The 13904-nt window shown below is 51.3% G+C and carries 10 protein-coding genes and 1 pseudogene; 4 read left to right on the forward strand and 7 right to left on the reverse strand.

Translation table 11 applies throughout. The annotated features are described in order from the left end of the window. Window positions 1–279: 279 nt before the first annotated feature. Window positions 280–3648 carry a DEAD/DEAH box helicase family protein gene (locus ACR0C3_RS17815; RefSeq protein ID WP_170380010.1) on the forward strand — a complete coding sequence of 1123 codons (3369 nt, stop codon included), beginning with the start codon at window positions 280–282 and terminating at the stop codon, window positions 3646–3648. On the opposite strand, the gene ACR0C3_RS17820 is transcribed toward ACR0C3_RS17815, so the two are convergent. The 5 genes and pseudogenes from ACR0C3_RS17820 to ACR0C3_RS17840 all read right to left on the reverse strand — a co-directional run bounded on the left by ACR0C3_RS17820 (window position 3645) and on the right by ACR0C3_RS17840 (window position 9086). Next, window positions 3645–5033, reverse strand: coding sequence for a hypothetical protein (locus ACR0C3_RS17820; RefSeq protein ID WP_480759815.1), 1389 nt, complete (start codon window positions 5031–5033; stop codon window positions 3645–3647). The genes ACR0C3_RS17815 and ACR0C3_RS17820 overlap by 4 nt on opposite strands. A 54-nt stretch (window positions 5034–5087) precedes the next feature. Further along, window positions 5088–5441: pseudogene (locus ACR0C3_RS17825) on the reverse strand (TniQ family protein); the annotation flags it as partial. Next, window positions 5438–6427: a TniB family NTP-binding protein gene (locus tag ACR0C3_RS17830; RefSeq protein ID WP_480759733.1), complete on the reverse strand. Its 990-nt coding sequence runs from the start codon at window positions 6425–6427 to the stop codon at window positions 5438–5440. The pseudogene ACR0C3_RS17825 and the gene ACR0C3_RS17830, both read right to left, overlap by 4 nt. Continuing rightward, a complete protein-coding gene (locus ACR0C3_RS17835; protein WP_480759734.1) occupies window positions 6424–8382 on the reverse strand; it encodes a Mu transposase C-terminal domain-containing protein in 1959 nt (652 codons plus the stop codon). The genes ACR0C3_RS17830 and ACR0C3_RS17835 overlap by 4 nt, the downstream gene beginning before the upstream one ends. Further along, the gene (locus tag ACR0C3_RS17840) at window positions 8379–9086 is read right to left on the reverse strand and encodes a hypothetical protein (RefSeq protein ID WP_170380006.1); all 708 of its coding nucleotides are present in this window, start codon (window positions 9084–9086) and stop codon (window positions 8379–8381) included. The genes ACR0C3_RS17835 and ACR0C3_RS17840 overlap by 4 nt, the downstream gene beginning before the upstream one ends. 75 nt (window positions 9087–9161) lie before the next feature. On the opposite strand from ACR0C3_RS17840, the gene ACR0C3_RS17845 reads away from it, so the two are divergent. Next, window positions 9162–9989 carry a hypothetical protein gene (locus ACR0C3_RS17845; protein WP_480759736.1) on the forward strand — a complete coding sequence of 276 codons (828 nt, stop codon included), beginning with the start codon at window positions 9162–9164 and terminating at the stop codon, window positions 9987–9989. Between the two features lie 49 nt (window positions 9990–10038). Here ACR0C3_RS17845 and ACR0C3_RS17850 read toward each other — a convergent pair whose 3' ends face one another. Next, window positions 10039–10284, reverse strand: coding sequence for a DUF3291 domain-containing protein (locus tag ACR0C3_RS17850; RefSeq protein WP_480759737.1), 246 nt, complete (start codon window positions 10282–10284; stop codon window positions 10039–10041). 66 nt (window positions 10285–10350) lie between these two features. Here ACR0C3_RS17850 and ACR0C3_RS17855 point away from each other — a divergent pair, with 66 nt between their 5' ends. Continuing rightward, window positions 10351–10797, forward strand: coding sequence for a hypothetical protein (locus ACR0C3_RS17855; RefSeq protein WP_170501785.1), 447 nt, complete (start codon window positions 10351–10353; stop codon window positions 10795–10797). Window positions 10798–10984: 187 nt separating this feature from the next. On the opposite strand, the gene ACR0C3_RS17860 is transcribed toward ACR0C3_RS17855, so the two are convergent. Continuing rightward, window positions 10985–11941 carry a helix-turn-helix domain-containing protein gene (locus ACR0C3_RS17860; RefSeq protein ID WP_170334736.1) on the reverse strand — a complete coding sequence of 319 codons (957 nt, stop codon included), beginning with the start codon at window positions 11939–11941 and terminating at the stop codon, window positions 10985–10987. Window positions 11942–12217: 276 nt separating this feature from the next. Here ACR0C3_RS17860 and ACR0C3_RS17865 point away from each other — a divergent pair, with 276 nt between their 5' ends. Beyond that, window positions 12218–13891, forward strand: a complete 1674-nt coding sequence (locus ACR0C3_RS17865; RefSeq protein WP_170386664.1) for a sulfatase-like hydrolase/transferase — start codon at window positions 12218–12220, stop codon at window positions 13889–13891. Window positions 13892–13904 lie beyond the last annotated feature (13 nt).

Below are 13904 nucleotides of genomic sequence, written 5' to 3' on the forward strand. Positions count from 1 at the left end.
GTTTCCGGTGAAACATTTTGTACCTTGGGCTCAAGGTAACCACTGAAAGTGTACTCACGACTGGCCGTTTTTCTCGTGCGGCGGTGGTTGGCCGACGAGAGCCCAAACGCTCTATAATTGCGACTTATGTTAAATCTCGAAATCCCGGCTTTCTACCACAAAACCGGTGCGAATTTCCGACAGTTTCAGGAAAACGAATGTTTCTTCCGGTGACGTCTTGAAGGACGATGCCCGCAGTATCACTATTAGACTAAGTGTCCTTAAACCAAGACTTGTTCATTGTTTTCACTCCCTGATTGGCTGCGTTCCAAGCCAAAGCAGCTCACCGAAGCAAATCAAAAGCCCGCAAGCGAGCTTGATGCCGAACCGGTTGCGAAGGTCGGCACCAATATCGACCGGCCGGTCATCAATCTTTATCGACCCCACATCACCTCCGGGGATTGTCTGATTGTCACCGGGTATCAGGACTTCTTGTCTTCGCTGTCGATCTTGATGAAGGAATTGCCCGAGCTGAGGGATCTGGAAAACGACAGCGATATCCGGGTCCGGATATCGTTCGGGATCGACACTGCGAATACCAAAAGACTGACAAACCCCAAACCAGTCACCCAAGAAATGAAACTCTACTGGCTGGAGCGCTCCGGGCTTCAAGTGGAAGAAGATCACGATCTCATCGCAGTGCTGGCAAAACACGCCATCAAAACCGGGAAAATTGATCTGCGTGTCTTCGATCCGGAGCTCGCCAAACGCAAGTTGGGTATATCTGGGGATCGGCGGCTACACTCAAAAATCGTCAGTTCCCCAAAAGGTGCCGTCGCCGGGTCCGCAAACTTTTCCTACTCAGGGCTCTACAGAAACATCGAGTATGCCGATGACCTGGATGCGGGCACGCATGAACTTCAGGTCGAACGCACAGAAGCCGCCGAGCAGGCTTGGGATGTGTCTGTCGATTGGAATACCGAGGCGCTGGAGATACTCGATCAGCTTATCAAACCGGTGACCGCTGAAGACGCGATGGCGCGAACAATTTCGGAGCAAAAGGGGTTTGAACCCTGGCTCACTGGCGCCCGAAAAGAGATCACGAGCCATACGCTGTTTGGGTATCAACAGGAGCTGACCTATGAGGCGTGTTCCATCGTCTATGACCATGGCATCGCCTTCGTAGAAGCGCCAACCGGTTCAGGAAAGACAGAGATCGGCTGTCACCTGGCCGAAGCATTGTCAGAAACATTCTCAGAAGTCGTGCCCCGCTCCCCCGTCCATGGCGTTGCGCGAAAAAATGCGGCTGTAATTGCCCCGCCCAAAGTTATTCCCAGTTGGCGCAAGTATTCGACAAACTCGCTCCAACCTGTCGCGAATAGCAAACTTGCCAAACAACACCTCCGCGGCGCTGGCGATGAAGAAAAATCTGGGCTCAGGCTCGATCAGTTTGGCATTCTGATAATCGATGAAAGCCACACGGTTACACCAGGCTTTGAACAAGCATCTCAAATGGCTTCAGCCATCGAACTTGCCCCACCAAGCTGGAATGTCTGTCTGTCAGCAACGCTGCTCGGGAACCGGGATGTCGACTGGTTGACCCATATGCAGGAGAAGAGGGCGTCCATTTTCATGACCCCAACCTTCATTCAGGCCATGGGTGAGTTGTTCGAGCGCGAAACCCACGTTCCCAAAGATATCTTCAACCAGGATGCACAACTGGCCGTTTTGTCAGAACCCGACACGACGCTCACGCGAGAGGCTCGCACCGAACTCGCGCAACTTGTTTCTCCGTTTTTGACACGCAGACAAAGGCGATGCATTGGTGAGGACGAAGATCCCAAGAAGCACAGTTACCCGAAACTTGAAAACCACGGGCGCCCGAAGAAACTTAAGGTGACAAAGCCTCAGCAAACGCGCCTGGATGAGATTGTGGCACTCTGTAAAGAACTTGCGCCTGGCGGTAGGGTGACCGCTGTCGAGAAAAGCCGGTTCGGGCATGTCAGCACGCAACAAAGCACCCAGGACCAACTCTACATCCGCAACCTTTTGAACATTTTGCGCGTGAGCGCCGCCCAGGCCCATTGGGAGATGTCTCATGGAGCTATTGGCAAATCGCTTCGCGACTTCGAGCGTGGCGGAAAATCGAAGAAAAAGGTGCCCCACCGCGACCAGTCCGACATGTTCGAAGCATTGGGAATAGAAGCGCCTGAACCCACAAAGAAATGCGACGCGCTAAACCAAAAACTGGGTCTCAGTGTTCTCAAGGAGCTTGATGAGAAGCGGTATGAGGCATGCCTGAGAATACAAAATGAAAAAGACAGAGTCGTCTTTCTCGCAGAACGGACGGACACACTAGAGATTTTTGCAGAAGCACTGTCGCGCAAAGGCCACCACACCAACTATGTCGTGGGAAACCAAACCAAGGGCGAAGATCGCGCCGTGAAGGCGATCTTTGGAGGTGGCCCCGACAGCTTCAAGCGTATCACACAGGGCAAGTCCGTTGAGTCTTACTTCCGACCTGGAGGAAAGAACGAACCAAAAGGATCTGCCTCGGTTTTTCTGACTTACAAAATGGCTGAAGGTATCAACCTTCAGTCGTCAGACACGCTGGTGTTGCTTGGTCTGACCTCGAACCTGAAAGAGCTCATCCAAGGTCTGGGTAGGATCGACAGGATCGATAGTGAGTTCGGGGTCGTCAATTATCACCTTATTGATGTGCCAGTAGGTCAGTTTGCATCTGACGAAAAAATCGCCCAGCGCATAGAGAACTATAGAACTTTGGCTGGGGAAGAGCTGATCGACGCCGTCTTAGAAGAAAGCACCGAAGACGCAGAACTGATCCTCGATAGTGTTGTTGAATATCTGCGATCCCCGCGGCGGCTTCGCGACAATAACTTTCACGACGTGCTGGAACGCACCAAGCAAACAATCCCCGAAGACCGCTACAAACTCATCGACAAGGCCAAAATCCAGGGCACCTGGGGCGCCGAGTTGGCGCTCTTATCGGCCCGTGAGAAATTCACGGCGCTACATCTCAAAGGACTTAGCAAGAGCAATAGCTTCTTTCCGCCTCGCCTGCTGCTTCTTAAGGATACTGCGCCAGGCCTAATACTGGAACGCGACCAGCTAGCCTGCGTCCAATCGCTGGAGACTGCATACGAACGGACCAGAAGCCTTGGTATGGAGCACGCCCACATGTCACTGGAAGATCTCTCTGAAGCGCTAGAGACGATTTCAGTGCAGATCGGCAAGCTGACCGAGTGGGACTTACGCCCGGCGCGCGTTGAGAGCCTAATGAAAGCCTGCGCCGAATTCATGGGACGCAAAGGTGGCATCGAACTCAGTGATCAGAAACTGTTTGGCCATCTGTCCCTGCCCGCCGTGGAAATGGTGTGTGAGGCGTGGAGCCGTGAGCTTGATCCCTTCTGGGAAAAAGCGAAACACGAAGTGCGTGACAGCTTCGCCTATGAGGGTCTTCCCAAGGGGTACATCGCGCTTCAAGTTATCCTGGAAAAGCTCGAAAGCGATCATCAGGCGTCCGCAGAGATCCATGAGAAGATGGTCCGGGTCATCGAGGAAGCTGAACAGGTTTCACGCGACCATGAACCTGCAATTGGACAGCGCATTTCAGTGGTGTTCTTTTCGGATGGTGCAGGCGAGCACTAGGCGGCCTCAGACAGCAGCGAAGCCAGGTCACTTAGTTTTACTAGGTGCCCTCGCGTCGTCTTGCCTTCAATTTGCGCGCCATGTGTCTCAATCCCTTTGCTCTCAAAATCGGACAGTAGCTTTCGGGATGTTGTACCTCTTGACCTCGCCAGTGTCGCGACGGGCATGTACTCGCTTTGAAAAATCACAAGCTGCTGTGGTCTGACCAAGAAAGAATCGCTTGGGCAGTGCGGAACTTTGCGAGATCCGAGCAGGCCCAGCTTGCACCAATGTGTCACCGCCTGAGCCTTCCAACCCGTTAACTTCGCGACATCATTTGCAGTCCAGTCCAACGAGTGCCGCTCAGATCGCAGAACCTTTTCGACGTCCGATTTCTGGAACCTGAAATCACCGAGTAGGACATCCTGATCTTCCAATTCAGCAGCGATAGAACCTTCACAAATGAGACGAATGAGCTTCTTCAGCGCCGTCTTGTCAGTTGTTCGATTAAGCGTAAGCTCTTTGAACAAAACTGCCTCTCCCGTCAATTCAGTGGCCGATGCTCTAATCTTAAAGACAAGTTCCTCTACAGAATTCGAGTGGAACCGGCCATCCACGAGCGGTGGCCGATCTGAAACTGGGACTTCGCCGACCACACCAAGTTCTTTGAGAAATTGGAATTGTGTACGTCCAACTCCCAGATAGTCACATGTTTCTGCCGCGCTCCAGAAGCGCCGACGATCTGCTGCAATGTTGAGAACTTCGAATTTGGGAACGACTGTTTGATTATGTCCAAATCCGCGTTGACTGATCTTGCCAGCGATCTCTTTTTTCTGGACTGCCGCAACGAGACGCTGTGCAGAAATTCCGAGTTGTCGTGCCGCTTCCGTTGCGGGCAACCACTCTCTCAATGAAGTAGACGCCAAACGACCCGGATGGAAGCCACTAAATTCTCTCTCGATCACACGTGCCACTGCGTCCTTAAACACATCGTATTCCGGTTCTCGAAACCGCATTAGGCGCTGATACCAGTTGCCAAGCCGCTCAGGAGCAGAAGTTGCATCGGGATCACCTTCATGCAGCAGCTTTTTCACATAATTTTCGAAACCATGCGGCCAGTTTGCCAAAAGGGATTCGACCGGCGCCATTAGTCGAACCGCGTCTTCAACGGTCTTCGGAATTTTCGTTTTTCCGAGCTTGCCTGTACGGCTGGCTTGAAACCCAGAAGCTAAGAAATGAACGAATTTACCGACGTCGCTCGGGGGTCTGCTTCCGGTTTCGGCATTTAGGACCAATGGACCGGTGCCTGAGATTGCGGATGCAATATCGCATTCGTGTTCTGAAGCTTGATAGCGCGGCAATTTATCAAGGGGAAACCCACAACTGCACAATCGATAGCCGCCCACATGTGGCGTCAATCTCTCCGAACAATTTGGACAAACATCAACCAGCCTCAATCGATGTTCATGACATGCAGTTACCAGGGAGTGCCGCCAGTGCGCTTGATATGGTTTCTTTTCCGCGAGGCATTGGGGGCAAACTGGGTCAGAGTGAAGACGTTCGTATTGCCAGTCTCGACTAGGATCTTTGGGTGGCGAGACAGGTGCGAGGCGTTCAAGCGTCCCGGGTGGGACCCCCAACTCCTGTTCAATGGCTACGATATCATCGACCAATCGACGCCCGTATTTATTACCAAGTTCTGCAAAGAAATCCGACGTGAAGTAGTGTGCTTTTGCTCGCCCTAAGCGCCTAATATAGCCCAACAGGCTTTCTGAATTTTCCGGTCGCAGAAAGTCAGAGCGTCTCGATGTCATGCGGCCTCTAACGCCTCCAGGTCAATGAGTGACTCTGGTGTTACATCCAATCCTGCGTCCTGCATGACATGGATGTAGGATCGAACAAGGTCGATTTTCTGAGGTGCTTCCTCCCCAAAAAAGTAACCAGCGTTTAGGCTCTTTTGCGTCAACTGAATTGCGCTGTCCGAGATAATCTTGGATGTCAGCGTCTTCGACTTCATCTTGAGCGCGGCCACTTGGAGGATGCGCACAAGCATTCCAATGCGACCTCCAGTTACGCCGTACAATCTGATCACCAGTTCTTCGAAATCAAAGTCAAACTGGCCGCCGGCGGCTTGCATGTTGCATAGAGCTTCAGAGAACGCTGCGGCAAAGCTTGTAGCATCGGCGCCATTCGACCAAGCATACGGAAACAGCTCGATAGTCGACAGCGTTCTGTCCCTCAATTGCTCGTTTTCATCAATGAGCCCCTGAAACTTAGGCAAACCGGCGAGGATCAACGTGACCCCTGTTTGATCGATTAGCCATTTGAAATGGTCGGTTGCGCCACGTTTTGACAGATGAGCACCTCGTTCGGCGCAATGGCTACATTCATCCAACGCGATTGTGCGAATACCTTTTTCACGCACAGCGAAGCACAGACGGGCCTGTAAATCATGCGCGCTTTGGGTTGGTCCGGCTTTGACCCCAACGGCTTCCAGCATCGCTGTAAGCAGTGTCTTACTGTTTGGTTTGGTCGGAATACTTCCGATGACAAAATCACTTGCTCCGCTCAAACCAGAATACTCAAGCAGGTCGCTACTGAGATCTGGTCGCTTGCCGAGTTCAACTTGAACGTCATTCAAGAGTTGCGTCTTTCCGCAGCGTGTAGGTCCGGACAAGAAAACTGCGGCGCCGTTTAATTCGCGAGAGATGGAGACGGCTTCAACCAATTTGTCTTTGGCAACCAAATAGCTCGGATGTTCAATTGTCCGGTTCAGAACTTCAAACACTCGCTCTGTCATTGCGGACACCCTCCTTTAGAGACAAAACTTGGCAGTTTGCTGGGCAGATCAAACTCAGGTTTTTCCGCGCTGTACGCGGGCTCTGAATGCCCGTGCTTATCCATGACTTTCTTGGATTGGGCGAAGATTTCCTGTCTTCGCTCCTCTTTGGCGGCCTTCTCCCGCGACTTTGCGGTCTTTGTCCTTGCCTTTGGTTCTTCTTCGTAAAGGTGCAGAGCCATCGCAGCGATCAGCGCCTTTTCTTGAAGCTCTTCGTCTTCCGGGGTGAAGGTTTGCTTTCGCAGTCTCGCCAACTCATCGAAGGATAGAGCCGGGCACTCTTCATACTTTGCGGGTACGAAGAAATGCTCATTATTCAGGCGATCCAGAACCGCAATTTCTCGAATGTCATTCGGGTCAACGCGGATTTCGACCGTTGCAGGCACACCGACCATTTTCAAGTAGTTGGCGAGTTCAGCGCTATGGTATGTCACTCCGCCGTAGGAGATACCGTACCGTTGCACAGTTCTCGTCGCAGCCTGAACCATAAACATCTCTCTGAGTTCGTGGGGATCTGGAGGCATTGGTACAAAACAGTCTTTGGAAGTCCTACGCCAAGATTGCATCGGAGATTCCAGTCTTCGGAGCACGTGTTGTACGCGTCGCCTGGGCATGCGTAAGTACACATCGTAGCGCCATTTTTGCAGTCGCGTTTCAATCTCTTGCAAAGTTAGGCGGGCCTCTTTTTGTGCCTTGTCCGTCCGATCTCTCGGGCCGATGAGGGACGTTTGCGAAGCACCAGGGAATTGAGTGACAAACCGGCTCAGCTCCAAGAAGAAACGTTCGATGAACGGTTTTTTATCCGGTCGACCTGGGATCATCTTGCGCCATTCCAGGCTCGAACAATCGATGATCGTATGGAAGACATCACCGCTGTTTTCGGTGCCCTGGTCTGTAATCAACAGCTGAGGCGTCCCAAATGTCTGAAAATCGTTCTCGATACCGTGCATCATGAAAAATGCTGGTGTTTTGGGCTCCAAGATTTCCTTTACAGTTCGAGAAACCAATGCAGTGTCGGGACGGCTCCAGCTGAGTTGCATCCCAAGAATAACACCGGTTGCGCAGTCGATTGCTACGCAAATGTGGGGGCGGCCAATTGGGGTTCCGTCATCATCGACGCACCAAATATCGAGCGTGGTGCAATCCAATTCTACCCTTTCGAGCGGGGTGGATACTCTTTGGTACTCCAGCGCCATTAGATAGCGCCTGTTTGCCTCTTCGTCCCCCAGTCGCCGTTTTAAAAGTCCGGCATGTGGCAGGCTGTAAACAATTGCTTCAACACACTTTCTTCCGCAGGGACCCGGCACCTTGCCTTCGGATTCGCATTGCCTTCGGTACAGCCGCTTGGCTTGCCGGGCAATCCAAGTGATAGTTTTTAGGTCGTTGTTAAGAAAATGTTCTTCCAAAAGATCCAAAACGACCTCCCGGAACTCCGCGTTATACCTCGGAGTACGATTGCCGGAATTACTTGTCTTGGATCGTAGACCTGCTTTTCCTGAAAGTAGGTACTGCGTGCGCCAATTCTGAATGGTCCTTACAGTCGGAAAAGGTTTCTTCCGATGTACATGAAGCGGATGCGCAGCGAACTCATCTGCCAATTTGTCTCTAATCTTAGCCCACGAGTATCCTTGTCTTTGTAGTTCAGTTACTCTGACAAGGATCAGTTCTCGAAAGCACGTTTCGTTGTTTTCCTCTGGTGTACCCAGTCTTTTGGAAGTCGTACCATGAACATGCGGGCTGCTTACCACACCGAGAGAATAAAGCGTCCTGAATTCTTCATTGGTAATCTCTTTGTATGTCCCTTCTTCATCCTGAAGCGAAACGTGATCTCGTTGATGATCAAACTCCTTGACCACGAAAGCTTCCGTTCCGATGAGAACATTCCATCCGACATAGTTGGGGCCTTGCTGCGTCACAGTGGAAAGATCTCCAGATGAGACTTTTGGCCGTGGGCTAACCGTCCAACAGATTTGGGTCGAAGCATGCCTGCTCTAAGATCAACTGAGATGTGGCCCAAAACGATTGAACTTAGTACATCGATCTTGCTACAACCCAGTTCTTTCAGGAGAAATTCCAGCCGGAACGTTTGTGCTTCAATTGAAGACAGTTTGCGAAGGAACTCGTCAGTCGGAGACCTCCGAATGTAGGGATGCAGAGATCGGATATTGTGCACCAAATCTCTGGCAAGAAATTGATCGGTGAGGATCAGAAGCTCTAAACCGAGGCTTCTAAAGATGTTTGGCAGTAGCAACGTGCTCTCATTGTGCTTCAACAATCTAGAGTGTCGCACTTCCACGAAGAGCTTCCGGCCATCAAAACAGATGACTTCAAAATCAGGGGTGTAAGGTTTTGGTTTGTATCCTGTTCCCTTGAACTTGGTGATGAGCTCCGCTTTTGTTGGATAAACACGACCCGATTTCAGATCGAATGTGCAGGGTTGCGGCCGGATAGCCTTAACCTTCGGATGCAGGTCACAACCAAAGGCAAAACTTGCCTCCAACCCACTTTCAGTCTGGATCACGCCTTTTGCTTTTCTTGCGGACAAGAAATGCGACTTCTTTTTTTGCCCTCTTCGCCAAGCTTGGCGCGCAGGGATTTCTGCTCTACTGTCGATTTTCATAGGGTATTCCCTACAATATCAGCGTCGTCATTTGCAAATAATTGTTGACGATGCACAATAATGGTGAACTAACCGATGCGAAAAAGCAACGGCCTCGAAGACGTGGCAAAAAAAGATAATTGGATAGATTTTGGTGAGGCCTTGGCAGAAGCGGTCGAAAACCCAATAAAATATGACCTTCGCACATCTTCGGAAGTTCTGAATTTGGTGGCGGAACTAAGAGGGAAGCGTGCTCATACCCTGAGAAACCCGCTCGAAGCATACAAGTGGTTAAAAAAGAGATTTCCCGACGTAGAAAAAGATAGACCAGCTTGGTTGGGTATGACCCTGGTCATGTTTTTGATGAAAATAGAAGAACTGGATCCGACGATTGCTGAAAGACTAGCGCCCCAGGTCTTCGGCGGACAAATGAGACAAGTCGAGCTAAAGGCCGAGTTCGACCGACTCCGACAGGAGCGAGCAGAAAAGCACTCGGATACAAATCTTTCAAAACTATCCTCTCCTCAACGCGCGCAAATTTTTGATCAAACTGTTTTCTCTTTTCTCACGGTATATGGCCCCAAGATGTTCGGATCCGACAACGCGGTGCTCAAAGACGGAAGGAGCCTAGGTTCATTGTATCCTGACTACGTCATCGAAGTTGATGGGAAGCCCAAAGTAGCGGTCGAAATAAACGCGCACAGGACGAGAGTAGAAAGACAGTTCGCAATAAATACACTTGGCTATCTTTGGCTCCTTAGGAGACTTGTACCAGAGGCGCTCTTAGTCGTACCTCAAGACTCTGGTTATGACCTGAAGCATCTGGCAAAGCTCCGAGATGAAATTGGTCTTGATGGAATTCGTTTCGCAACCTTACCAGAAGCTGGAGCCAGGCGTTTTGAAGACTTGGTGGTTCAGCAGTAAATAAAAGCACCAAAGGATAGTCGATCCAGATTTGTAGTCGCCGAGCTGCTTATTTAACAACCATATCTTTGCCAGTTGCAAAGTCGTAAGCCTCCGGACTTGGCCCGCCTGCTCTCAACCGAAGAAGTTTTTCCTTTCCTTCTGTCAGGCGCGGGATATGGCCAGCCCGGATTGGCCAGATATTCGTCTGTCGAGTAGCAGCCCAAAGCGGACCTTCATCACTAAGCTTTGCAATCTCTGAGATGCGGGACGAAGCTGACTTTTCAGGTCCGGCTATGCGTTCCTTTCCTAGCAATAAATTTCGTAGTCTCTATCATGCTGATTTTGCCCCACTGTCGAAGGAAACAACATGTTGCGTTCAATGCTTATCCCCGCAGTTCTCTTTGCGCCTCATTGTCTGACTGCTGCAGAGAAAGTGTCGGCAACGAACTTCTATGTCGTCAACCAAGAGCAAATTTCCGCGGGCGAGGACGTGTTCTGGAAAGAGGACAACTATGGGACTTATACCGTTGACGAGGGACCAATCGATCCTGGTTTTGTCCGGTGCGTGGGCTCGGGTTTCGGCGGACCCAGCGGTGTCAGCGGCGGTGGCGTCTGTGTTTATGGTGAAGAAGAGGACACGTTCACCATGAGATGGGAGGTTGTTGCCTTCGGCGTCAACAACTGGCGGATTGTTTCCTCCACCGGCAAATATTCGGGGATGACTGGAAGTGGAACGACCAAAACACGTGTGGCGTCAAAATTCCTGGCGCTACCGCACCGTATTTCTGACTGGGAAGGCGAGGTTGCCTTGCCCGCTAGGGATTGAAACTCGAACTGAAATGGTCGGGGATGATGCTGATTTGAAAGGTTGGCAAAGCCCGCATTGGGCTTGTTGTCGCCTTTCGTTACTTTTCACATTAATGACCGGTGGCAGCCCTAAGCGGACCTTCAAAATCCGACTTTGCAATTCTAGTGTTGCGGACAAGTTAGGCCGCGGACTGCCAAGCTCTGTTTCAGTTCATTTTGCCTGACAACGTTTGTGTCGGCAGTTGTCCAAAGAGTGCTCTGTAGTCTCGCGCGAACTGACCCATGTGCCAAAATCCGTAAGCGTTTGCGATGTCCGATATACTCTCCTCTGGCGAGCAGGATACCAGTTCATGGCGCACAGCACCGAGACGGGCTCTTAGATAAAACTGCTTGGGGCTCACCCCATATGTTTCCTGAAACGCGCGACGAAGAGTGCATGTGGATACCTGAATATCTGCACATACCTCACCGATTGACACGTTATCCATCAAATGGGCCCGCATGAACTCAACGGCTTGTTGTGCTAAACGGGTTCTATTTTTACTGTTTCGCCGATCACTCCATTTTTCGCCTACCACCAGCATTTCCAGAAGCTCTAAGATCATATCACTCTCTTCACTATCAGAGCTTGGTCCGGCCGCTGATCCAATTAGAAAGCGCGCTTTGTTTTTGACTAAGTAATGCAGCTTGCCAGCGTCGCTAACGAAGGATCTTAAAGCGTCATTTCGCACGGTGCTGATATCAAGACCGCAATCGTCGGCGATCCGTTGAGCCCTTCGGATGTCGATGCCAAAGGTCAGGCCTGTGAGCGTTGAATTGCTCACGCCTTCAAAAGGGTCTCCGCTACCAAAATTCATCAGAGCGGTGTCTGAGGGTGAGCCGTTAAGCCAAGTTCGTACACTCCCTTTGTCTGGTAAGCCAAACGCTAGAATGTCAGGGCGAGAAACTCCGGTTTGGTACACAGCCTTATCAAACGACAAATCAATCATTTGAAGGTCAAGACCTGCCCAAACGGATACCGAAGAGTTCATAGTTCCCTCTTCAATTTGACGTAGCTCGACATCCCATTGGGACAGCTCGCGGAATTGCGAAGGGTCCTGCAAAAAAAGTGTGTTTGGGGCGCAGGTTTTTTTGGGGGCTGATCGTTTTTTGATGTCGTCCATTCCGCCCCGCAGGTAGTTTTCATGAAATGTTATTCGAATATGTAGGCGTGGACAATTGCAAGACAAAGCAGACAAATCGAGAGGGAAGAGGTTCGGACGCCCATCGTTGCCTGAAGATACTGTGCGCACCGAACGCGTCGTAACGCTGCTAACCAAAAGCGAAAAAGAGTTGTTGCGCTCACAGGCTGAAGACAGCGAACTCTCCCTTTCAACCTTTTGCCATCATCTGATCCTTGAAGGTCTGAAAACAAGTATATCATGAAACAGGGGTATCTCATGAAATCAAAACTGTTCCTCTCCGCGCTGGTCTTTGCCGGCTCCGCTATCACGGCGGCAGCTCAGGACAGCAATATCGTGCATGATGCGGAATACTATGTGCTGAAGCAGCAAAACGAAGCCGTTTGGGTCGAGAACGACGCACAGGTTGACCAACTGCTGGCCGATTTTCGTGAGAAAAACGGAGGGAACCCTCCAAACATCTTCTACATCCTTATTGACGATATGGGTTTTGGCGACATGGGTATGCCCGAGATGAACGCGATACGCGGGTATTCGACGCCCAATATCAACGCGCTCGCAGAGGAAAGCATGCGGTTTGCGCGCATGTATACCGAGCCGTCCTGCACACCGTCGCGGGTCGCCTTCATGACGGGTCGCCAGCCGTATCGCAATGGGATGGGCGATACCGCCGTCGATATTTCAGGTTTTGGCCTTGCCGATGAAGAAGTCACAATTGCCGAAGTTCTGAAATCCGTAGGCTACAACACCTCGCATGTTGGCAAATGGCACATGGGCGACATTCAGGAATCCTGGCCTACTTATCAGGGCTTTGACTACGCCGCGTTCCCCATCCATCAGCAGGGCCAGTTGGCCATCTTCAACGAAGATGCAGCCAAGGAAGAAATCACCATGGCCATAGGGGAAGACAACTACAACTCCAAATACACGCTGGATGATTGGTTTCGCCCTGATCCGGGACACATGATTACCGGCCTCGAAGCTGTTATTGGCGGGGAGGTCCGCGAAGTCCATATGGAACCGGGTGAGAAATGGACCCAGGACAAATATAATGAAATGAACATCCGCTATCAGGCACAGGCGATGGAACAGTTGCGCCTGCTAGCAGAACGGGATGAACCGTTCTTCCTGCAATACTGGCCGCTTGTCCCTCTGTCGACAACGCGCACGACGAGAGAGGCGTTCACGACACCCAACGGCGGTACATTCGTTGAAAGCATGGAAGAGCTGGATGAATGGATCGGGGTCATTCTGAACGAAGTCGATGCGCTGGGGCTTAGGGACAATACCCTGATCGTTTTGATGGGCGACAACGGTCACTTCACCAAATATGCCCCCGGCAGTGGGTTTTCGCCGCTGGTCTTCCGGGGCGGCAAGGCCGATACGTCTGAAGGAGGCGTTCGGGTGGATGCGTTCGCCCGCCTGCCCGGCTTGATCGAGGGAGACTCGATTGTATCTGACATTATTCATATCTCTGATTTGTTCACGTCAATTGCGCGTATCGGCGGAGCGATGGATGCCATCCCCCGCGACCGGATCATTGACGGTGTCGATCAGACGTCCCTGATGTTTATTGGCGATACGCATGGGCGCAGGGATCATGTACTGATCTACTCGATCAATTCGCTGAAAGAGGTGGTAAAGGAACACATCAAACTCAAAGTTCCGGCCAAAGGTGAAAATGCTATCGTGGCCAAGTTCTACAACCTGTTCCGCGACCCCCGCGAAGAACAGAGCGTATCGACCGAGATCGGAGCATGGGCTGGACATGAGTTTAACCGCATTATTGCCCGCCACCTGAAATTTAAGGAAATGTACCCCGATCAACCGGCCGCGACTGGACGTCCCTATGAAGGTATCGTGAACCTTCGTCCTGAAACCGTCGCAGCGGTGGATGCCTTTGTCGCCAAGCGGGACATTCAGCCCGACTAAAGGGTGAAGCTGA

This window comes from Ruegeria sp. CK3, from assembly GCF_056536565.1.

What these genes read in the sequence shown, in the direction of transcription:
- ACR0C3_RS17830 (WP_480759733.1), bottom strand. Translation starts at nt 6,427, where the DNA reads ATGACAGAGCGAGTGTTTGAAGTTCTGAACCGGACAATTGAACATCCG.
- ACR0C3_RS17840 (WP_170380006.1), bottom strand. Translation starts at nt 9,086, where the DNA reads ATGAAAATCGACAGTAGAGCAGAAATCCCTGCGCGCCAAGCTTGGCGA.
- ACR0C3_RS17845 (WP_480759736.1), top strand. Translation starts at nt 9,162, where the DNA reads ATGCGAAAAAGCAACGGCCTCGAAGACGTGGCAAAAAAAGATAATTGG.
- ACR0C3_RS17855 (WP_170501785.1), top strand. Translation starts at nt 10,351, where the DNA reads ATGCTTATCCCCGCAGTTCTCTTTGCGCCTCATTGTCTGACTGCTGCA.
- ACR0C3_RS17860 (WP_170334736.1), bottom strand. Translation starts at nt 11,941, where the DNA reads ATGGACGACATCAAAAAACGATCAGCCCCCAAAAAAACCTGCGCCCCA.
- ACR0C3_RS17865 (WP_170386664.1), top strand. Translation starts at nt 12,218, where the DNA reads ATGAAATCAAAACTGTTCCTCTCCGCGCTGGTCTTTGCCGGCTCCGCT.